The sequence below is a fragment of the Phaeobacter sp. CAU 1743 genome, assembly GCF_039839315.1.
GTDB lineage: Bacteria > Pseudomonadota > Alphaproteobacteria > Rhodobacterales > Rhodobacteraceae > Phycobacter > Phycobacter gallaeciensis_A.
The window spans coordinates 1-21,278 of the sequence record NZ_JBDOQR010000004.1 but is presented as its reverse complement, the minus strand read 5'-3'; the positions used below and the strand labels follow the sequence as shown (position 1 = coordinate 21,278).

General features: G+C 60.5%; 20 protein-coding genes. 14 read left to right on the top strand and 6 right to left on the bottom strand.

Annotation, left to right across the window (positions count from 1 at the left end; genetic code table 11):
• The first annotated feature begins 131 nt into the window (after positions 1 to 131).
• The 3 genes from tldD (at position 132) to topA (ending at position 5,897) form a co-directional block, all read left to right on the top strand.
• The gene (tldD, locus tag AAFO90_RS02500; RefSeq protein WP_347508391.1) at positions 132 to 1,553 is read left to right on the top strand and encodes a metalloprotease TldD; all 1,422 of its coding nucleotides are present in this window, start codon (positions 132 to 134) and stop codon (positions 1,551 to 1,553) included.
• Positions 1,554 to 1,810: 257 nt separating this feature from the next.
• Positions 1,811 to 3,013: a DNA-processing protein DprA gene (gene dprA, locus AAFO90_RS02495; protein WP_347508390.1), complete on the top strand. Its 1,203-nt coding sequence runs from the start codon at positions 1,811 to 1,813 to the stop codon at positions 3,011 to 3,013.
• A gap of 187 nt (positions 3,014 to 3,200) precedes the next feature.
• Complete coding sequence (gene topA, locus AAFO90_RS02490; protein ID WP_347508389.1) at positions 3,201 to 5,897, top strand: type I DNA topoisomerase; 2,697 nt, start codon at positions 3,201 to 3,203, stop codon at positions 5,895 to 5,897.
• Between the two features lie 188 nt (positions 5,898 to 6,085).
• Here topA and AAFO90_RS02485 read toward each other — a convergent pair whose 3' ends face one another.
• The gene (locus AAFO90_RS02485; protein ID WP_347508388.1) at positions 6,086 to 7,216 is read right to left on the bottom strand and encodes a Hint domain-containing protein; all 1,131 of its coding nucleotides are present in this window, start codon (positions 7,214 to 7,216) and stop codon (positions 6,086 to 6,088) included.
• Between the two features lie 258 nt (positions 7,217 to 7,474).
• Here AAFO90_RS02485 and AAFO90_RS02480 point away from each other — a divergent pair, with 258 nt between their 5' ends.
• Both AAFO90_RS02480 and AAFO90_RS02475 read left to right on the top strand, forming a co-directional pair.
• On the top strand, positions 7,475 to 8,197 hold the full coding sequence (locus tag AAFO90_RS02480; protein ID WP_065272699.1) for a CoA transferase subunit A: 723 nt from the start codon (positions 7,475 to 7,477) through the stop codon (positions 8,195 to 8,197).
• Entirely contained in the window at positions 8,197 to 8,826 is a 630-nt protein-coding gene (locus tag AAFO90_RS02475) for a 3-oxoacid CoA-transferase subunit B (RefSeq protein WP_347508387.1), read from the top strand. The genes AAFO90_RS02480 and AAFO90_RS02475 overlap by 1 nt, the downstream gene beginning before the upstream one ends.
• Before the next feature lie 254 nt (positions 8,827 to 9,080).
• On the opposite strand, the gene AAFO90_RS02470 is transcribed toward AAFO90_RS02475, so the two are convergent.
• The 4 genes from AAFO90_RS02470 to AAFO90_RS02455 form a co-directional block, all read right to left on the bottom strand.
• Positions 9,081 to 10,040 (bottom strand): alpha/beta hydrolase, encoded by a 960-nt coding sequence (locus tag AAFO90_RS02470; RefSeq protein WP_347508386.1) that lies wholly within the window; start codon positions 10,038 to 10,040, stop codon positions 9,081 to 9,083.
• A 56-nt stretch (positions 10,041 to 10,096) separates the two neighbouring features.
• A complete protein-coding gene (locus AAFO90_RS02465; RefSeq protein ID WP_347508385.1) occupies positions 10,097 to 10,711 on the bottom strand; it encodes a pyridoxamine 5'-phosphate oxidase family protein in 615 nt (204 codons plus the stop codon).
• A 35-nt stretch (positions 10,712 to 10,746) separates the two neighbouring features.
• Positions 10,747 to 11,211 carry a nuclear transport factor 2 family protein gene (locus AAFO90_RS02460; protein ID WP_065272696.1) on the bottom strand — a complete coding sequence of 155 codons (465 nt, stop codon included), beginning with the start codon at positions 11,209 to 11,211 and terminating at the stop codon, positions 10,747 to 10,749.
• 100 nt (positions 11,212 to 11,311) lie between these two features.
• Positions 11,312 to 11,572: a hypothetical protein gene (locus AAFO90_RS02455; protein WP_133245351.1), complete on the bottom strand. Its 261-nt coding sequence runs from the start codon at positions 11,570 to 11,572 to the stop codon at positions 11,312 to 11,314.
• 220 nt (positions 11,573 to 11,792) lie between these two features.
• On the opposite strand from AAFO90_RS02455, the gene AAFO90_RS02450 reads away from it, so the two are divergent.
• Complete coding sequence (locus tag AAFO90_RS02450) at positions 11,793 to 12,374, top strand: TetR/AcrR family transcriptional regulator (protein WP_065272695.1); 582 nt, start codon at positions 11,793 to 11,795, stop codon at positions 12,372 to 12,374.
• Positions 12,375 to 12,397: 23 nt separating this feature from the next.
• Here AAFO90_RS02450 and AAFO90_RS02445 read toward each other — a convergent pair whose 3' ends face one another.
• Positions 12,398 to 13,222: a lytic transglycosylase domain-containing protein gene (locus tag AAFO90_RS02445; protein WP_347508384.1), complete on the bottom strand. Its 825-nt coding sequence runs from the start codon at positions 13,220 to 13,222 to the stop codon at positions 12,398 to 12,400.
• A gap of 368 nt (positions 13,223 to 13,590) precedes the next feature.
• Here AAFO90_RS02445 and AAFO90_RS02440 point away from each other — a divergent pair, with 368 nt between their 5' ends.
• The 8 genes from AAFO90_RS02440 (at position 13,591) to AAFO90_RS02405 (ending at position 21,157) form a co-directional block, all read left to right on the top strand.
• Positions 13,591 to 13,776 (top strand): hypothetical protein, encoded by a 186-nt coding sequence (locus AAFO90_RS02440; RefSeq protein WP_274827750.1) that lies wholly within the window; start codon positions 13,591 to 13,593, stop codon positions 13,774 to 13,776.
• 98 nt (positions 13,777 to 13,874) lie between these two features.
• Positions 13,875 to 14,051, top strand: coding sequence for a hypothetical protein (locus tag AAFO90_RS02435; RefSeq protein WP_274827749.1), 177 nt, complete (start codon positions 13,875 to 13,877; stop codon positions 14,049 to 14,051).
• Between the two features lie 109 nt (positions 14,052 to 14,160).
• Positions 14,161 to 15,021: a Flp pilus assembly protein CpaB gene (cpaB, locus tag AAFO90_RS02430; RefSeq protein ID WP_347508465.1), complete on the top strand. Its 861-nt coding sequence runs from the start codon at positions 14,161 to 14,163 to the stop codon at positions 15,019 to 15,021.
• 238 nt (positions 15,022 to 15,259) lie between these two features.
• Complete coding sequence (locus AAFO90_RS02425; RefSeq protein WP_347508383.1) at positions 15,260 to 16,666, top strand: type II and III secretion system protein family protein; 1,407 nt, start codon at positions 15,260 to 15,262, stop codon at positions 16,664 to 16,666.
• 20 nt (positions 16,667 to 16,686) lie between these two features.
• A complete protein-coding gene (locus AAFO90_RS02420) occupies positions 16,687 to 17,316 on the top strand; it encodes an OmpA family protein (protein WP_347508382.1) in 630 nt (209 codons plus the stop codon).
• A gap of 147 nt (positions 17,317 to 17,463) precedes the next feature.
• Complete coding sequence (locus tag AAFO90_RS02415; protein WP_347508381.1) at positions 17,464 to 18,702, top strand: AAA family ATPase; 1,239 nt, start codon at positions 17,464 to 17,466, stop codon at positions 18,700 to 18,702.
• 26 nt (positions 18,703 to 18,728) lie between these two features.
• A complete protein-coding gene (locus AAFO90_RS02410) occupies positions 18,729 to 20,189 on the top strand; it encodes a CpaF family protein (protein WP_274827745.1) in 1,461 nt (486 codons plus the stop codon).
• Positions 20,189 to 21,157 (top strand): type II secretion system F family protein, encoded by a 969-nt coding sequence (locus tag AAFO90_RS02405; protein WP_347508380.1) that lies wholly within the window; start codon positions 20,189 to 20,191, stop codon positions 21,155 to 21,157. Before AAFO90_RS02410 ends, AAFO90_RS02405 begins: the two co-directional genes overlap by 1 nt.
• The last annotated feature ends 121 nt before the right edge of the window (positions 21,158 to 21,278 follow it).

The following is a 21,278-nucleotide window of genomic DNA, read 5'->3' as shown; positions in this document are numbered from 1 at the left end:
ACCGAACCCGTTGTCTTTGACGCTGCTTAAAATCATATTCCAACGTGCAGATAAAGAGGCAGGCGAGCGGCAAAGCGTCGCTTTCTTGATTTAGATCAAAAAAAACCGCCGTCGCGAAGAGGATTTGAGACATGGAAACCACGGCCTACCGCCCGTTTGAGACCAGCCTCCCCGAGGATGAGGCGCTTGGTGTGCTCCGCAGCGCCACGCAGGGCGCCGACGATGGCGAGATTTTTGCCGAGCGGCGCAAATCGGAGGCGCTCGTGTTTGATGACGGGCGGCTGCGCAGCGCCAGTTACGATGCCTCCGAAGGCTTTGGCTTGCGGGCGGTCAATGGCGATGTGGCGGGCTACGCCCATTCCACCGACGTGTCGATCAGCGCTCTGACCCGCGCCGCGGAAACGGCACGCCTTGCGGTGGGCGATGGCGGCGGCACCTATGCCGAACCGCCCGCATCTACCAACAGACATCTTTACGCCGACACCGATCCGATCAGCGCCCTGCCCTTCCCGGTGAAGGTCGAGACCCTGCGCGAGATCGACGCATTCGCCCGCGATCTGGATCCTCGGGTGGTTCAGGTCTCGGCGACGCTGGCGGCCTCCTTGCAGGAAGTAGAAATCCTGCGCGCCGACGGGGTACGGGTGCGCGACGTGCGCCCGATGACCCGGCTCAATGTCTCGGTGATCGTGGAACAGGACGGCCGCCGCGAAAGTGGCTCGGCCGGAGGCGGTGGTCGGGTTGGTCTGGACGGGTTGATTGATCCCGTTAGTTGGCAGGCCAAAGCCCGCGAAGCGCTGCGAATCGCGCTGGTCAATCTTAAAGCAGTGCCCGCCCCTGCCGGGGAGATGGAAGTCGTGCTTGGGCCGGGCTGGCCGGGCATCCTCTTGCACGAAGCCATCGGTCACGGTCTTGAGGGCGATTTCAACCGCAAGGGCAGTTCGGCCTTTGCCGGGCTGATGGGGCAGCGGATCGCCTCCCCGGGAGTCACAGTGCTTGACGATGGCACCATCCCGGATCGGCGCGGCTCGATTACGGTCGACGATGAAGGTACCCCTAGCCAGAAAACCACTCTGATCGAGGACGGCATTCTGGTTGGCTTTATGCAGGACCGCCAGAACGCCCGCCTGATGGGGGTTGAGGCCACCGGCAACGGACGCAGGCAAAGCTATGCCCACGCGCCGATGCCGCGGATGACCAACACCTATATGATGGGCGGCGATGCCGATCCGGCGGATCTGGTGGCCGGAATCAAGGACGGGATCTGGGCCGTGGGATTCGGCGGTGGCCAGGTAGACATCACCAACGGCAAGTTCGTGTTTTCCTGCACCGAGGCCTACCGCGTGCAGAACGGCAAGGTCGGCGCACCGGTGAAGGGCGCCACCCTGATCGGCGATGGCGCCACCGCGCTGCAGCAGATTCGCGCTCTCGGCAATGACATGGGACTGGATCCCGGCATGGGCAATTGCGGCAAGGCAGGCCAATGGGTACCCGTCGGAGTCGGCCAACCCTCTGTTCTAATGGGGGGACTCACCGTTGGCGGGGCAGCAATCTAAGTAAAGATTCCCCGACCAAACCCTTCGGAGTTGAGCACAAAACGGACCCAACGGTCCGTTTTTTTGCGTGACTGTATCAGAAACTGAATCAGTCTTGCCGCCGGGAAGAGGGTGCCATTCGCGATCGCGCCAACTTTTTTCATTTAAAAACAAATAGCTATTCAAAGAATTCGAAAATCTTCGGAAAATTAAGGGTCATTCACCACCTGTTAACCCGTCAAGGTTAATTCTAATTGTGCAAACAGGCGGAGCAACGGATGACTGAAGAAGCATATTCTTCCACTCACCCCCCACTCCCACCCACCACGGAAGATCTCCGGCGTTCGTGGCTTCGCCTTTTGCGCTCCAGACGGGTAGGTCCGGCTACATTTTACCGGCTGCTGTCTGAACACGGTTCAGCGCAGAATGCGCTGGAAGCGTTGCCTAAAATGGCACGTTCCGCTGGGCTCAAAGGGTATGAAATATGCCCTTCCGATGCGGTAGACGCCGAAATAAATGTCGCAAAAGCCGCCAAAGCGCGGCTTTTGTGCTTTTCGGATCCTGAATATCCCGCTCCGCTTGCGCACCTGAAAGACGCACCGCCCGCGCTTTGGGCCATTGGCGACCTGTCCTTGCTGCAGCGTCCGATGATTGCAATCGTCGGGGCCCGCAATGCCTCCTCCCTCGGGACGCGGATGGCGCGGGCGCTGGCGCATGACCTGGGCGCCGCTGGTTATGTGGTCGTCTCCGGGCTGGCGCGCGGCGTGGACACCGCCGCGCATCTCGCCGCCCTGCCCTCCGGTACCATTGCCGTCATGGCAGGCGGCGCAGATGTGATTTATCCTTCGGAAAACAACCGTCTGGGCAAGAGTATCGGCGAGCAGGGTCTGATCCTGTCAGAGCAACCCATGGGCCTGGCACCGCAAGCCCGCCATTTCCCGAAACGCAACCGGATCATTGCCGGACTGGCCCAGGCCGTGGTGGTGGTCGAGGCCGCCGCCAAATCCGGCAGCCTGATCACCGCACGCGACGCGCTGGATCTGGGTCGCGAGGTGCTGGCGGTTCCGGGCCATCCCTTTGACGCCCGCGCATCGGGCTGCAACATGCTGATCCGCGACGGGGCGCATCTGGTGCGCAATGCCGCAGATGTGATCGCCGCACTGCCGCCGATGGAATCGCTTGCCTCGCAGCCTCACCCCGATGGACCGGCCGCAGCCCCGCAGGCACCAATGAACGCCACGCTGGCAGATCTGCCGCCACCCCCGCCCGAGCGGCGGACCTTGCGCGAAACCGCCGCCCTGCATCAGCAGGTTCTGGCCCGGCTCGGTCCCTCTCCCACGCCCGAAGATCAATTGCTGCAGGATCTTTCTGTCGCCCCCAAGGAGTTGTCCTCGGTCCTGACGGAACTGGAACTGGATGGCGCGGTCGACCGCCATCCCGGCGGCATGCTGTCCCGTCCGCCCGGAAAGGGCGAAGAATGAAACCGGGCCGCGAACCCAGGCAAGCGGCCCGCCCCTCACAGCACTGCCCACAGGGCGCAAAAGATGGTGCAAAGGCAGCGCAACGCATGCGTCCAAAGCCCACGGATTGACAATCTCCCCTTGCGCGCCACATGTTGCCCCGCCATAGAACGCGCAGTATCCGCCCCTCAAGAGGTCCTTAATTTACATGCCAGTTGTTGTCGTCGAATCCCCGGCCAAGGCCAAAACAATCAATAAATACCTGGGCTCTGACTACACTGTGCTGGCGTCTTACGGCCACGTCCGCGACCTGCCGCCAAAGGACGGCTCGGTCGATACCGAGCATGAGTTTGACATGAAATGGGAGGTCGGAAACGACAGCCGCAAACACGTCAAGGCCATCGCCGACGCTCTGAAAGAAGACAACGCCCTGATTCTCGCGACTGACCCTGATCGCGAAGGAGAAGCGATCAGCTGGCACCTGCAGGAAGCGCTGACCAAGCGCCGTTCGATCAAGAAGGACACACCGGTGAGCCGCGTGACCTTCAACGCGATCACCAAGGAAGCTGTCGCCGAAGCGATGAAAAACCCGCGTCAGGTGGATATGCCGCTGGTCGAGGCCTATCTGGCCCGCCGCGCGCTGGACTACCTCGTGGGCTTCAACCTGTCGCCGGTGCTGTGGCGCAAACTGCCCGGGGCACGGTCTGCGGGCCGGGTGCAATCGGTCTGCCTGCGGCTGATCGTCGAGCGCGAAATGGAGATCGAAGCCTTCAACCCGCGTGAATACTGGTCGGTGAAGGCGCAGCTTTCCACCCCGCGCGGACAGGAATTCGAAGCCCGCCTGACGGTTCTGGGCGGCGACAAGCTGGACAAATACAGCCTCGCGAACTCCACCGCCGCCGAACTCGCGGTGAAGGCCGTCGCCAGCCGCGACCTGAAGGTGCAATCGGTCGAGGCAAAACCCGCCTCCCGCAACCCTTCGGCGCCCTTCATGACCTCCACCCTGCAGCAGGAAGCCAGCCGCAAGTTCGGCATGGGCGCACGCCAGTGCATGAACGCCGCGCAGCGGCTTTATGAGGCCGGGTACATTACCTATATGCGGACCGACGGTATCGACATGGCGCCCGAGGCGGTTCAGGCCGCCCGCGCCGAGATCGAAACCCGCTATGGCGCCGGTTATGTGCCGTCCTCGCCGCGCATCTACAAGAATAAAGCCAAGAACGCCCAGGAAGCGCACGAATGTATCCGCCCCACGGATATGAGCCGCGATGCAAAAAGCCTGAAAGTCAGCGAAGAAGAGCAGCGCAAGCTTTATGATCTGATCTGGAAGCGCACGATTGCCTGCCAGATGGAAGGCGCCCGGATGGAGCGCACCACCGTCGATATCGGATCAGGCGACGGTCAGGTGGTGCTGCGCGCAACTGGTCAGGTGGTGCTGTTCGACGGTTTCATGCGCGTCTACGAAGAAGGCCGCGACGATGTGGTGGACGAGGACGACAAGCGCCTGCCGCAAATCATGAACGGCGAAAACGTCAACTTTGCCTCCTCGCTGGCAGCGCAGGCGGAAAAAGCGGGCAAGGACGCCGCGATCCTGTCGGAGAACGCCGCCGTTCTGGGCCTGCAGCACCACACCCAGCCGCCACCGCGTTATACCGAGGCGACGCTGGTCAAGAAGATGGAAGAACTGGGCATCGGCCGTCCGTCGACCTATGCCAGCGTGATCACCACGATCCAGGACCGCGAATACGTCCGCAAGGAAAAGAACCGCCTGTTCCCCGAGGACAAGGGCCGGATCGTCACCATCTTCCTACTGAACTTCTTCAAACGCTACGTGGAATACGATTTCACCGCCGCGCTGGAGGAACAGCTGGATGACGTCAGCGCCGGTGAGGCCGATTACAAGGACATCCTGAGCAATTTCTGGCGCGACTTTTCCGCTGCGATTGCCGAGACATCGGATCTGCGGATCTCCGAGGTGCTGGATGTGCTGGACGATGCGCTGGCGCCGCAGCTCTACCCGCCGCGCGAAGATGGCACCGACCCGCGCATCTGCCCCAAATGCGGTGCGGGTCAGCTGCATCTGAAAACCTCGCGCACCGGCGGTTTTGTCGGCTGCGGCAACTACCCGGAATGCAACTACACCCGCCCGATATCTGGCGAAGGCGCCGAAGGCTATGAGCGGGTGCTGGGCGAGGATGACGGTGACGAGATCCACCTGAAATCCGGCCGCTTTGGCCCCTATGTCCAGCGCGGCGAGGCCACGCCGGAAAACAAGAAGCCGCCACGCTCCTCCCTGCCAAAACAGGGCCGCGATTATCTGCCGGGCTGGGGCCCGAACGAGATTACTCTGGAACAGGCGGTGACGCTGCTGACCCTGCCGCGCCAGATCGGGGAACACCCCGATGGCGGCATGATCGCCTCGAACCTTGGCCGGTTCGGTCCTTACATCATGCACCAGCGCCCGGATGAAGAAAAACCGGTCTACGTGAACCTGAAAGAGACGCTGGATGTCTTTGAAATCGGGATGAACCGGGCGGTGGAAATGCTGGCCGAGAAACGCGCCAACCCGGGCCGTGGCCGCCGCGCTGCTGCCAAGCCGCTGAAGGAACTGGGCGAACACCCCGAAGGCGGCGGCGCCATCAGCATCATGGACGGTCGTTATGGGCCTTACGTCAAATGGGAGAAGGTGAACGCCACCCTGCCCAAGGACGTAGAGCCCAAGGATGTTACCGTGGAAATGGCGGTGCAGCTGATCGCCGACAAAGCGGGCAAGACCAAGAAGAAAGCCCCGGCGAAAAAGGCCGCGCCCAAGAAGGCCGCTGCAAAGAAAACCACTGCCAAGAAACCTGCGGCGAAAAAGACAGCCAGCAAGAAGACCGCAGCCAAAGACGCAGGTGACAGCTAGGCTCGACTTTCGCCACACATGACCACCCTGCCCGGCCAGAAACCGGGCGGCTCCCGCCGGATCGGGGCACAGTGAAGAACTGTGACCGTTCCGTTGGGCCCGGCGCCGCTGACGCGGCGCGGTCCGGGCTGGCCATCTTTGCACACCCCAAATTCAAGCTCGTCCAGGCGGCATTCTAGGTTCAGCGCCTAGGCGCGATCCCACAGCATGCATGGCGAAGCCTCCCAAGCGGCTGGGTTCGCCAGAGGCGGCCGTTTGTTACGCCGGTGACGCCGGACGAGGTTCGCAGCCGCAGCGCCGGAAATGCAGGGTCTGGCGGCACTTGGCGCGGGCTGTCCCTGCATCAGAAACGGCAGGCGTTTTCGCAGGCTGGCGCGGTTTTCCGGCGACAGGCCTGCCAGTGCGATGGGGCCCGGTAGAAAACTCTCGACCGGTGCGCCTTCGGCGAAGAGGATTTCGTGCCGTTTGAGCATCAGGTGCCAGTAGTGATGCCTCGCCTGCACCACCGGCTGGGTGATGCCCGGCAGATCGATCATCTTCGTTGCCGGGACAAAGACCTGATCCGTTCCAAACATCCGGCCTGCAATGGGCGAGTCGAACAAAACCCGATGCTGTGGCGACAGATAGAGATCGCGTTCCGGAAACCCCGCACCCAGTGCCTTTTCCCGAAGCCGGATCGGGGAGGTCCGCCGCCCCGCTGACACAGTTTCCTGCCCCAGCCAGATCAGGGGCTGAAACCCATGATCCAGCGTTTCCACGAGATCGCCGACCGACAGGCGCTCCACCGGGACCTCCCCGGCCGCTGCGCGTATCCGCGTTCCTTCAAGGAAGCACACAACAAAAGCATCGGCTTCGCGGTCGACATAGGCATGGGTGCCCGCGTCATTAACGATGCCGGTGAACGTCATCGAGCGAATGCCGCCATCATTCAGCACATCGTTTTTGGCCGACCCCACCAGGAAGGGCGCCAGAAAGGTGCGCCCGGACATATCCTGCAGCAACAGAATCTCGGCTGCGGCTGTGGAGCCGTCATTGAAGACGAGATCGACCTGGTAGTCGATGACGCTGTCGAGCCCCGACGCGATGCCATCAAAGATCACATCTTCGGCAGACCAGCCGTAATCATTGCTGGAAACCGCACCGTCACCGCTTGGATCATCGAGGGTGAGATAGTCCAACTGCTGATACAAGGGAGATCCAGCAGAGCCGAAGGTCTTGCCCACCAGCGCGGCCGCATTCTCGGCCACCGCATCCTGTTCGTCAGGATCCAGATCGGCCATGGCACCCAGATTGATAACTTCGATTGTTTTCTGAGCCAATACAGGGCTCCTACACGCAACATATTCAACTATTCCAACATTAGCCCAACAACTCTTAACATTCCCCTTTCCGGAAACCCGTGTCGCTGAGCATCATTGACAGTAGGTCCTGGCACGGCCATGCCACGCGACACCGGTGGTCACGGCGTCGGTCATGGGAACCTGGCTCCGTAGAAATACGCGTTTTTCTCCGTATTATTGACTCTGCCGACGCCGAGGCGCAGAACCCTCTCCAATAGGCAGTTTAGGGAGAACTCCGTGAAAAAAGTCTACTCCAACGCCGCCGAAGCGCTTGACGGGCTGCTTCATGACGGCATGTTCATCGCCGCCGGGGGCTTTGGCCTCTGCGGTATTCCAGAGCTTCTGCTGGACGCGATCAAAGACGCCGGCACCAAGGATCTGACCTTCGCCTCCAACAACGCGGGCGTTGATGATTTTGGCATCGGCATCCTGCTGCAGACCAAGCAGGTGAAAAAGATGATCTCCTCCTACGTGGGTGAGAACGCTGAATTCATGCGCCAGTACCTGTCCGGAGAGCTGGAGCTGGAATTCAACCCGCAGGGCACCCTGGCCGAACGCATGCGCGCAGGCGGCGCGGGCATCCCCGGCTTCTTCACCAAGACCGGCGTGGGCACCGTGATTGCCGAAGGCAAGTTCGAAAAGCAGTTCCCGACCGGACCGGATGGCGCCATGCAGGACTACATCATGGAAGAGGGCATCTTTGCCGATCTCGCCATCGTGAAAGCCTGGAAAGCGGACGAAACCGGCAACCTGGTGTTCCGCAAGACCGCGCGTAACTTCAACGTGCCCGCCGCCACCTGCGGCAAGGTCTGTGTTGTCGAGGTCGAGGAAATCGTGCCCACTGGCAGCCTTGACCCTGATCACATCCACCTGCCCGGTATCTATGTGCACCGCATCATCCAGGGCGAGCACGAAAAGCGCATCGAACAGCGCACCGTTCGTCAGAAGGAGACCGCATAATGGCTTGGGATCGCAATCAGATGGCCGCACGCGCGGCACAGGAGCTGCAGGACGGCTGGTATGTGAACCTCGGCATCGGTATCCCGACGCTGGTGTCGAACTACATCCCCGAAGGCGTCGAGGTGACGCTGCAATCCGAGAATGGCATGCTGGGCATGGGCCCCTTCCCCTATGAGGGTGACGAGGATCCCGACCTGATCAACGCCGGTAAACAGACCATCACTGAGCTGCCGCAGACCGCATTCTTCGACTCGGCGCAGTCCTTTGCGATGATCCGTGGCGGCAAGATCGCCATGGCGATCCTGGGCGCGATGGAAGTGGCGGAAAACGGCGATCTGGCCAACTGGATGATCCCCGGCAAGCTGGTCAAAGGTATGGGCGGCGCGATGGACCTGGTCGCAGGCGTTGGCCGCGTGGTCGTGGTCATGGACCACACCAACAAGCACGGCGACAGCAAGGTTCTGAAGGCCTGCACCCTGCCACTGACCGGCAAGGGCGTCGTGGACCGCATCATCACCGGTCTGGGCGTTCTGGACGTGGTCGAAGGTGGCCTGAAGATCGTTGAGATGGCCGAAGGCGTCACCGAAGAAGAACTGCGCGCCGCAACAGAGGCGACCATCGTCAACTGATTGCTTAGCGACAGCAGAAACAAAAAAGGCCCGCCTGATACGTTAGGCGGGCCTTCTTTTTGGCCGACGGCGGGTGCAGGACCTCAGATCAGCCGCGCCGTGCCAGAGGCGTACATACTTGCGCTGTGCCCACAGGAGATGACGGCCTGCAGCAGCGATGTAGCGCCCATGTCCTCGCCCTGAACAATGTCGATGGCAAAGGCATTACGGCAGTTAAACAGGCGGGGGCGGATATCATCCCGGCCCTCACCCTGTCAGTTGTTGATACGATCGAGAAAGCTCAGCATCTTCCCGGCGATTTCATGACCCTTTTCCTGCAGGGCGAAATGGCCGGTGTTCAGCAAGTGAAACTCCAGATCGGTAAGATCGCTTTTATAGGGGGGCGCCCCTTCCTCGGGGCAGATCTGATCATTGGCGCCCCAGACCAACAGCGCGGGGGGCTGGTGTTCGCGAAACAGTGCCTGCCACTTGGGGTACTCACTCAGGTTCGAGCCATAATCGAGGAACATTTCCAGCTGCACCTCCTGGTTGCCCGGGCGGTCCAGCAGATACTGGGCGTGCCAGAAATGGTCCGGGCTGACGCTGGCGGGGTTCTCTGCCCCATGGGTGAACTGCCATTTGGTGGCATCAAGGGTCAGGAAGCCGCGCAGCGCATCGCCGTTCTCCGGGCTGGGATCGGCCCAATAGGCGCGCATCGGCCCCCAGAACTCCCTTAGCCCCTCTTCATAAGCATTGGCGTTCTGGATGATGAAACCCGAGACCCGCGCCGGATCCTCGGCGAACATGCGAAACCCAACCGGCGCGCCATAATCGGTCATATAGACCGCGTAATTCTTCACGCCCTTCTGGTCCAGAAGCTGCGTCACCAGATCCGCCGTATTGGCAAAGCTGTAGTCATAATCGGCAGCAAGCGGCATGTCCGAGGCGCCAAACCCGGGATAATCCGGCGCGATCACATGATACTCCTGCGCCAGCACCGGGATCAGGTCACGGAACATATAGGAAGAGCTGGGGAACCCGTGCAGCAGCAACACCGTCGGGTTCCTGGGATCACCTGCCTCACGATAGGCAATCGTGAGGCCCTCGATCATTTGCGAGGAAAAGGCAGTCTCAGGCATCGTGGATGCCTGAGCCAACGGCGCCACCGCAGGAGAGAGCGCCAGCGCCGCCGTAACAAGGGCTGAATTCAGCATGTTCATCGGGTCGAATGTCATATCAACTTACCTCGTAACAGAACGTACTGCAGCCAGTAGAAACGGAATGGCTGCCTTCAGACCTTCTGGCCTGCTTTCAGTCTTTCATTCTCCGCTTTGAGCTGGGCCAGCTGGCTGCGCAGGGGGGCCAGGTGGGGCTCCAGCTCCTCCAGCGTCAGACGCTCGGGGATGTGGCTGGGGCAATTCCAGTCAAAGGCTTCCACATGGATCAGGATGGCCCGCTCAGGCGCAGCGCGCGCGCCGGTCGGGAACAGGCCATCCGTGGCCTCTGCACCTTCGATGATTTCAACCGTGCCCCAGATCTTCAGCCGCCGCCGGTTCGGGTAATCCATCAGGATCATCGCGAGACGGGCGTTGTCGGTCAGGTTGCCAAGCGAGATATACTGCTTGTTGCCGCTGAAATCGGCATAGGCGATGGTCTTTTCGTCCACCACTTTCAGGAAACCGCGCGGTCCGCCCCGGAACTGGACGTAGGGCCAGCCGGTTTCCGAAACGGTTGCCTGATAGAAGCCGTCGCGCTCGGCGATAAAGGCGGCTTCGGCGACGCCGATCCGATCGCCGGAGCGTTCCGGGGTTTCCAGCAGGCGCCCATAGGCACGGGCAGACCCCTGCCGCTTCTGATGCTCACGCACGGATTCGGTAAAGGCAATTTCTGCAAAGGCACGGGGCATGGTTGCTCTCGCTTTCTTAGGACTGAACGGGCAGATCAGAGACCGAGGTCAGACAGACCGGGGTGATCATCGGGGCGACGGCCCAGCGGCCAGTGGAACAGACGCTCGTCTTCGCTGATCGGCTTGTCATTGATCGAGGCAATGCGGCGCTGCATGCGGCCGTCTTCGGCGAATTCCCAGTTTTCGTTGCCATAGGCCCGGTACCACTGGCCGCTATCATCGCGCCATTCATAGGCGAACCGCACGGCAATGCGGTTGTCGGTATAGGCCCAGAGTTCCTTGATCAGGCGGTATTCCAGCTCACGCGACCACTTGCGGGTCAGCAGGGCGCGAATTTCATCGTGGCCGGTGACGAATTCGGCGCGGTTCCGCCAGGGGCAGTTATCGGTATAGGCCGGTGCAACGATCTGAGGATCGCGGGTGTTCCAGCCATCTTCGGCAAGGCGCACCTTCTTTTTGGCGCTGGCTTCGTCGAAAGGCGGCAAGGGGGGACGGGTCATTCGGCGTGTCCTTTGGTATTCATTTGGTTCGGAGGAGGAGAAGGTAAGGAAACCCCGGCCAGGGGGAGGCTTGGCCGGGGTTTATTGAGGGCGGCACCAATCAGTCGGCGGCCACCTTCAAGGCGAAAGCCGGGGTGTTGGCCTTCGCCACATGGGCAGCCACCGGGGCAGCCACATGAACGGTAAAAAGGGTTGCGAGAGCGGCAGCGCGGCTCGGCGCCATGACGCCATTGGCGGGGTCAGACGGAAGGGAAAGAACGGTGGCTTCCGGCGGTGGGGGCGCTAGCATCGCCACGGCAATACCTGCGGTCAGAACAACGGGAGCCAAAGGGGATCGCATGGGGCTGAATAGTCGTTTCATCTGCGCCTCCACTGCTGCGCTTGCTTAACTGTACTGATCGGTAAATCCTGGACTCAAAGTGTACTGATCGGTACCCTTTTGCAATTCATTTTTTGTGATGTCCATTGAACGAATTCGTGAACACAATCTCAATCCTATGAAATTGTTCACTTTAATGTGTCGCAGTTGCCAACGCTGCACCTGCAAACTATGTACAGATCGGTACACAAAGAGACGAATCATGCGCCCAAACAAGCGAGACGAGCTGGTCCGAAAGGCCCTTGATGTATTTTACCGGAACGGGTTTCACGCCACCGGCATGGACAAGCTGGTGAGCGAAACCGGTGTGTCGAAGACATCGATGTACAAACACTTCCGCACCAAGGAGGATCTGATCCTCGCGGTGCTGCGCCTTCGGGATGAAAACTTCCGCCACTGGCTTTATCGCCGCATCGAAGAGCTGAGCGACACGCCGAAAGGACAGATGCTGGCGTTGTTCGACGCGCTTTCGGAATGGTTCACCAAGCCCGAGTTTCGTGGCTGCATGTTCATCAAGGCAAGCGCCGAGTTCCAGGAGATCAACCACCCGATCCACGCCCAGTCGGCCGCGCACAAGCAGATCCTGCAGGACCATTTTTCCGAAATCGCAGAGGCCGCCGACGCCAATGATCCCCGGCTGCTGGCCCGTCAGCTGCTGCTGCTGAAAGAAGGCGCAATCGTCTCGGCAGTGCTGGCGCGCGGCGGCGGGCTGGCCGGAGACCCCGCTGCGGACGCCAAAGAGGCCGCGCGCGGGCTGATTGATCTGCAGATCCCCTCAACCTGACACCTGCCCGGTTGTTCAACCGGTCATTCAAACCGGCGGAAAACGCAGCCGTCGGTGATCAACTCGGGCGGCGTCACGCACAGGCTGCGGGCTACCTGATAGGCCGCCAGCACCTTTGGCACGTAATCCCGCGTTTCCGGAAAGGGCGGCACGCCCTGATGGCTGCGCACCGCGCCCTCGCCCGCGTTATATCCGGCCAGGGCCAGAACCGCGTCGTTTTCAAATTCCTGCATCAGCCAATCGAGGTATTTGACGCCCCCCGTAATATTCTGCGGCGCCTCGAAGGCATCGGTGACCCCAAACCGGATGGCGGTGTCCGGCATCAACTGCATCAGCCCCTGCGCCCCGGTCGAGCTTTGCGCATCTACCCGCCCCTCGCTTTCCACCGCGATCACCGCCAGAGCCAGCGCCGGAGAGACCCGTGTGCCCACACTGGACAAAAGGATCGGCGTGCCTTGCGCTGCAACGATGTCCTTCAGCAGCTGCAGCCGCGGCGCAGCAACGCCACCGGTGCCCCCGTGTGAGGAAAGCGCGGCGATGGCAAGCTCAAGACGTGCAGCGCCGGTTGTCGCCCCCAGTTCCGGCGCAACCTGCTCCCAGAACCACTCATAGCGCCCCGGCAGAATCTCTCCGTCAGCTTCGCCGGTCGCCACCGCTTGCGCTGGGGGCGCATCCGCATTTGGTTCGATTTGCACGGTGATGCGCGGCCCTGCCCCAGGTTGCGGCGGCTTGACCCGCTTTGCCTCGAAGTCGGGAAAAGGTTTAGGCGCCTGTTCCGCGCTTACGGGAAAGGCAAGCCAAAGGGAAAACCACACCGCAACAGCGGCACGAAAACGACGAATGGTCATGGGACTATTCAAAATCCTGTGAAGCGCTCAGCTTTTGGGTCTCAAGACTCGGTGAAATCCCCACCCGAATCCAGTCCACAGGTTCAGAATCTGGCATATTCGCCATATTTACAGGGGCCTGCCGCGCAAAAGCCACGCAGGTTTACACCTCATAAAGACTTAAATTCTTTAATTTCAGAGCTTTGCTAAATTTCTTTAAAAATCATTAAATTTTGACTGCCTTTCCGGTTTTCGGCCCAAATGCTGCCACGCTCACTCGGCTATATGTATTCATCCAAGCCGGACAGGGTCGGTGAGAGAGAGAGACAGACCCACACAACGGACGGCGGGATAGTGCAAATTCAGTGATCCTTTGGAGGGACATTACCATGATCAAGTTCATCAAAAACTTCCGCAAAGACGACTCTGGCGCCGTGACTGTTGACTGGGTTGTTCTGACCGCAGCCGTCGCCGCCCTGGCCGGCGCTGTCTTCACAGCCGTCAGCGATGGCGCGAGCGACCTGACGTCCGCGACCGGTTCCTACCTGGGCACCAAAGGCCCGACCGACAGCTAATAGCTTAGCCTAGGCATGAGTTTCGGGGCCACGCCTTTCACGTCAAAGGCGTGGCCCTTTTCCTTTCCCGGAATTCCCGTCTTAAAAGGCAGCCCGACATGAAAAAGATCTGGTCTTTCCTAGCCCGGGATGAGGGCGCAGTAACTGTCGACTGGGTCGTTCTGACCGCTGCTATTGTCGGCCTGGCCGTGTTGATCTCCTCCGCGATGGAGGATGGCGCGATGGGCCTCGCGAATGCGTTGATGGCCTATATGTCCAACTGGTCGCTCGGCTGATCGGCATAGACCAGCAGACTGCCAACGGCATGACGCGCAGCGTTTTGACTGATCCATGCGCCGGATCCGTTTGTTGCGGAGCCGGACTTAATGAATGAGAGGTACCACAATGCGTGCGGTTTTCGGACTCGTGCTGATTGTCGGTGTCGCCTTGGCCGGTGGCGCCGTTATGATGGCGAAGAACTACATCTCGGCCTATCAGAACGAACTGGCCCGTGAGCGGGCGAACCGGGCCGAAGTCGTCCCGGTCACTGATGTATACGTTGCAGACAAGGCGCTGAAATATGGCGAACGGCTGACCGAGGATGCCGTCCGCAAGGTACGCTGGCCTGAAAATGCCGTTCCGGAAGGTGCATTTACCAGCCTTGAGGCGCTGTTTCCTCCCGAACGCGCCGATGAGCCGCGCGTCGTGTTGCGCACCATGGAAAAGGGCGAACCGCTGCTTGCGATCAAGGTCACCGCACCAGGCGAAGATGCAGGTATTACCTCGCGCCTGGCTCGCGGCATGCGTGCCTTTGCCATCAAGGTTGACGTGGCATCCGGTGTGTCCGGCTTCCTGCGCCCCAGTGACCGCGTCGATGTCTACTGGACCGGCACCGTGCGGGGCACCAATTCCAATGTCCAAGGGGAAGTCACCCGGCTGATCGAAACCAACGTCGAGTTGATCGCCGTCGATCAGAGCGCAGGCGGAGACATCAGCGGCGCCGTGATCGCCCGCACCGTCACCGTGGCCGCCCGCCCCGAGCAGGTCGCCGCCCTCGCCCAGGCCCAAAGCACCGGCAAACTGTCCCTCGCCCTTGTTGGCGCGCAGGACGATACCGTGGCTGCGCTTGTCGAAGTGGACCAGCGCAAACTGCTGGGGCTCAGCGCGGTCGAAGCACCAGTGATCGCCAAGGAAGAGCGGGTCTGCACCATCCGTACCCGCCGCGGCGCCGAGGTGGTCGAGATCCCGATCCCCTGCTCCGACTGAAGCAGAAGTCGGCACAAGATGCAGTAAAACCAAATAATCCCAAGACCTTGGACCACACGCCAGTCACCCAGAATGGGCGGCTGGCGTGTTCTTTTGTTGCCCCGACCCCACACAGCCGCGCTGCCACAGCCGCCCGTTTTCCTTTGATTCTTGCAATAATTCGGGAACTGCCGCACAGTGACCTGAAATATCGGGCAAAAAGACCCGGAGTTGAGGCGTGATCGGAAAGGCAGGTCACATGGCATTTCGTAGGTTTGTAGCGGCAGCCCTGACCGGGCTATCGTTGGTGTGTATGGCCGTCCCGGACGGGGCTTTGGCCAATGGATTACGTGTGGTGAAAAAAGGGACCTCGGCATCGCTCGACGTGCCGATGAACCGCGCCGTCGTGGTCGAAAGCGACGAACCCTTTGCCGAACTGAGCATCGCCAATCCCAGCATCGCGGACATCTCGTCCCTTTCCGACCGCACCATCTATGTGCTTGGCAAATCGCCCGGTTTGACCACTCTGACGCTGCTGGATGCCTCGGGGCGGCTGATCACCAATGTCGATGTGCGCGTCGCCGCCGATGTGACCGAGTTCAAGGAGCGCCTGCGCCAGATCCTGCCCGGCGAGAAGATTGAAGTGCGTACAGCCAATGACGGTATTGTGCTCTCCGGCACCGCCTCCAGCTCGGCCCGACTGCAGCGGGCGCTGGATCTGGCAGAACGCTATGCGCCGGACCGCGTCAGCAACCTGATGTCCGTCGGCGGTGTGCAGCAGGTCATGCTGAAAGTCCGTTTTGCTGAAATGCAGCGCTCCGTTTCAAAATCCCTAAGCTCTTCGCTTGGGATCAGCGGCGGCAGCAGCTTTGGCGTCAACGGTGGCACCAACACCTTGAACAACCAGACCGGCCTGACCAATTCGCTTTCCGGAAATATCCCCGCCTCCAATAGCAACACCGGCGCCGTTCTCTTTGGCTTTAACGCCGGGTCGGTTCAGGTCGGGCTGCTGCTTGAGGCGCTGGAACAGAAGGGGGTCGTGCGCACCCTGGCCGAACCCAACCTTTCCGCCCTGTCCGGACAAGAGGCAAAATTCCTGGCCGGCGGTGAATATCCGGTTCCGGTGGCCCAGCAAGATGGGCTGATCACCGTCGAATTTAAACCCTTCGGGATCGAGTTGAACTTCATTCCCCGCGTGGTGGATGAGGACATCGTGAACCTGGAACTGAAGGCCGCCGTCTCGGCCATCGACCCGACCAATTCTCTGGAGCTGAACGGGCTGTCGATCAACGCATTTTCACGCCGCGAAACCTCGACCACGGTTGAGATGCGTGATGGCGAAAGCTTTGCCATTGCCGGGCTTATCAAGGATGAATTCCTTGATAACTCTGCGCAATTGCCCTGGCTTGGGGATGTACCGGTGCTCGGCGCCCTGTTCCGCAGCGCCGATTATCAACGCGCCCAGACCGAACTGGTCATCATCGTCAGCGCCCATCTGGTCACCCCGACCCGTGGCGAGGCTCTGACGCTTCCGACCGACCGCATCAAGCCGCCGAGCGAAGCGGACCTGTTCCTGTTCGGCCGCACCGCACGCAGCAGCTCCGGACCCGCCAGTGAAGTGGCGAAACAGGACTTCAACGGCTCTTATGGCTATGTAATGGACTGACCACAGGAAAGATGGGGCCGATGATCAAGAAATCCGCTGTTCTGGCACTGCTTCTTGCCACTTCCGCCTGCGCAACGCGGGAAGCGGGCAAACCGCTGTCAGGTGACCTGTTTGGCCAATCCAATGCCAACAATACCGCCGTGATGAGTGGCGAGCGCGATTTCGCAATCCAGCTCGCGGGCCGGTTCGCCGAGGAAGTTCCGACCACCATCAACTTCGAATTCGACAGCGCCCGGCTTGATGGCGCGGCCCGTGCAACGCTGGACCAGCAGGCACACTGGATCAAACAGTTCCCCGAGGTCCGCTTCCGCGTTTACGGCCACACCGATGCTGTGGGCAGTAGCACCTACAACAATCGCCTTGGTCGGCGCCGCGCACAGGCCGCCGTTAACTACCTGGTTTCGCGCGGGATTAGCCGGGCCCGGCTGAAGGCAATGGTATCCTATGGCGAAACCCAGCCGCTCATCGTCACGCAGGACCGTGAACGGCGCAACCGCCGCACCGTGACCGAGGTCAGCGGCTTCCTGAAACGACATCCCACGGTGCTGGATGGCAAGTATGCGCAGATCATCTACCGCGAGTATGTCGCCAGTGCCGTTCCCGCCTCGACGCTGACGGCTGAGCAAGCTCTGCAGAGCAATCTGGAATAGAATTCCGACTCAAAACCCCTTAACTTTTCCCTACAATTGGGGCTTTTTCGTCCAATTGTGGTCAAGATCTTAACGGACATTCTCTACAAGAGGTGAGGTGCGCCCCGCTCCGGGGCCCGGCTTCTTTTGACTATGAGGATGTTGGCGATGAGCAGCGGACTGCCGCAAACTGATACACCTGCAATTGTTGCCTGTACGATCAGTCGCGATGTTCAGAATTTCGACCTCTTGATCGAAGACATGGAGGCAGCTCTGGGTGAAGCCTGGGGCGATCTCGGGTTTTCCGAGGCGCTGGCGTTCTTCGCCCAGCCCGAGGCAGAAACCCTGCAATTCGTTGCCATGGCGATGGATGCCCAAGACGAGGATGATCTGACCCTGATGGGGGAAATCATCGCACAGGCCCATGCCAAGGAGATCAAGGTCATCCTCATCGCCGAAGACGTGACCCCGGCAGCGCTGCATTCGCTGCTGCGCCAGGGCGCCGATGAGTTCATCCCCTACCCCTTGCCGGAACAGGAGTTGCAGGCGGCCATCGACCGGCTCAGCGCCGAGGACAAGCCGCCGGAACCCGACACCAATCCGCACCAGCTGAAAAGCGGCAGTCGACGCGAAGGGGCCTTGATCGCCTGCCACGGCCTTGCCGGTGGCACCGGATCGACCACGCTGGCGGTAAACCTAGCTTGGGAGCTGGCGGAGCTGAGCAAGAGCAAGGAACCGCGCGTCTGCCTGCTGGATTTCGACATGCAATACGGTTCGGTTTCCACCTATCTTGACCTGCCCCGCCGCGAAGTCGTGATGGAAATGCTGAGCGAGACCGAAAGCCTGGACGAAGAGGTGTTTGGACAAGCGCTGCTCCCCTTCCAGGATAAACTTCAGGTGCTGACCGCCCCATCGGACATGATCCCGCTGGAAATCATCACCCCTGAGGACGTGGAACGGGTGATCGAAATGGCGCGCAGCCATTTTGATTTCGTGGTGGTCGATCTGCCACATACGCTGGTGCAATGGTCCGAAACCATCCTGCACATGGCCCATGTCTATTTCGCGATGATCGAGCTTGATATGCGCTCGGCCCAGAACATCCTGCGGCTGAAACGGGCGCTGCAATCCGAAGGCTTGCCGTTTGACAAGCTGCGCTTTGCGCTGAACCGGGCGCCGAAATTCACCGACCTCAGCGGCAAGAGCCGCGTCAAACGCATGGCAGACAGTCTCGGGATCTCGATTGAACTCTTGCTACCGGACGGCGGCAAACCTGTACTGCAAAGCTGCGACCACGGTCTGCCGCTGGCGCTGTCCAATCCAAAGAATCCACTGCGTAAGGAAATCGCGAAGCTCGCGCAATCCCTGCACGAGCTGGGCCAGGCGGAAGCCGACGCAGCCGCTTAGGCTGCGGCAAAACCGGGGGATAGAAGTTGTTTTCGAAATACAAAAAACCAGCCGCCAAGAAACGTCCGGCACCGGTTCAGGCATCGGCTGCACCTGTCGCAGCTGCCCCGGCGGCCGCGGAGGCCGCGCCCAAAGCGGCCGCCTCTCTACGTCGGCCCATGACGCGCGCCAAGGCCGAAGCGCCGCAGGCGGACAGGGACCGCAAGCGCAAAGAACGGCTGGGTGAAATCAAGGTGCAGCTGCACCGTGAACTTCTGGAAAACCTGAACCTCGCAGCCCTTGAAAAAGCCAGCGAAAAGGAATTGCGCACCGAAATCTCGCAGATCGCCGGCGAAATCCTTGAAGAAAAGGGTATCGCCCTCAACCGCGAAGACCGCATGACGCTCAACAAGGAGCTGTATGACGAGGTCACCGGTCTGGGGCCGCTAGAAACCCTGCTTCAGGACGAAACCGTCAGTGATATCCTGGTCAATGGGCCGCAGCAGATCTTTGTCGAGCGCGAAGGCAAGCTGCAACTGTCGGATGTGACCTTCAAAGATGAAAAGCACCTGATGCGGATCATCGACAAGATCGTCTCGGCTGTGGGTCGGCGGGTCGATGAATCCAACCCCTATGTGGACGCCCGCCTTGCCGATGGCTCCCGTTTCAATGCCATGGTCCCGCCAGTTGCGGTTGACGGATCGCTGGTTTCGATCCGGAAATTCAAAAAAGACAAGCTCGGCATCGACGATCTGGTGAACTTCGGCGCCTTCACCGAGGAAATGGCCGCCTATCTTCAAGCTGCCGTGTCGACCCGGCTGAACGTGATCGTCTCGGGCGGTACCGGTTCGGGCAAGACCACCACGCTCAACGCGCTGTCCAGCTTTATCGACGATTCGGAACGCATCCTCACCATTGAGGATACCGCCGAACTCCAGCTGCAGCAGACCCATGTGGGCCGCATGGAGAGCCGCCCGCCGAACGTCGAAGGCAAAGGCGAGGTTTCCCCGCGCGACTGTTTGAAAAACGCCCTTCGGATGCGCCCGGACCGGATTATCGTCGGCGAAACCCGCGGTGAAGAGGTCATCGACATGCTGCAGGCGATGAACACCGGCCACGACGGATCGATGACCACGATCCACGCCAACTCGGCCCGCGATGGGATTTCGCGCCTTGAGAACATGATCGCCATGGCCGGGATTGAAATGCCGATCAAGGCGGTGCGCAGCCAGATCGCCAGCGCGGTGAACGTGATCGTTCAGGCCTCACGCCTGCAGGATGGTTCGCGCCGGATGACCTCGATCACCGAAATCACCGGCATGGAAGGTGATGTGATTTCCATGCAGGAGATCTTCCGCTTCCAACGCGTCGGGCTGACCCCGGAAAACAAGATCATCGGCCATTTCACCGGCACCGGCGTACGCAGCCACTATTCCGAACGCTTCCGTTTGTGGGGCTATGACCTGCCGCCGTCGATCTATGAGCCTACGCGGATGGAGGTGATCTGATGCAAATCCCTATCGAACCGCTGATCTACGGGCTGATTTTCGTCGGCGTCATCGTGCTGGTCGAAGGCATCTACCTGGTCGTCTTTGGCAAATCCATCCGGCTCAACAGCCGGGTCAGCCGTCGTCTGGAAATGATGGAGAAGGGCAATACCCGCGAACAGGTACTGGAACAGCTGCGCAAAGAGCTGAAACAGCACGGCAAATCGCAAACCATCCCGCTTTACTCGCTCTTGGCCGACCGAGCGCAAAAGGCCGCGATCGCCTTCACGCCCAGGCAGTTGATCATGATCATGGGGCTGGTTGCTGTCATCGCCTTTGTCGGGCTCAGCGTCGGCACCGCCGCGCCATTTCCGGTGCGCATACTGGGATCCACCATAATCGGCGTTGGCGGGGTCTTCTTCTGGGTCAACAAGAAGGCCACCAAACGTATGGCGATGATTGAGGAACAACTGCCGGACGCGGTCGAACTGATGGTGCGTTCGCTGAGGGTCGGCCATCCTTTCACCTCGGCCATTCAAATCGTCTCGAACGAAATCGAAGACCCGCTTGCCTCTGAGTTCGGCATGATTGCCGATGAAGCCGCCTATGGACGTGACGTGGGTGAATCGCTGAAAGAAATGGCCGAACGGCTGGACATGCAGGATCTCCGGTTCCTGGCGGTTGCCGTCACCATTCAACAGCAATCTGGCGGCAATCTGGCCGAGGTTCTGGCCGGTCTGGCCAAGGTGATCCGCGCCCGCTTCCGCCTGTTCCGCAAAGTGAAGGCGATTACCGCCGAGGCGCAGTGGTCGGGTAAGTTCCTCTCTGCCTTTCCACTGCTGGCGCTGGGGGGCATTCTTCTGAAGGACCCAAACTATTACGACAATGTTCTGGATCACCCCTGGTTCATCCCCGCCTGTTTTTTCGTCGGGATTATGCTGGCGGTGAACCTGTTCGTGATGAAAATGCTGACCAATATCGAGGTCTAAGAGCCCGATTTGAAACTAATTGAGTGAGTTCAGGAGGTTGTGTTTCTGTTCGGGTACGACACTGAACGGAGACCACGATGGCCTGGACCGAACTCACCCGCAGCCAGCATGCCCGTGAGGG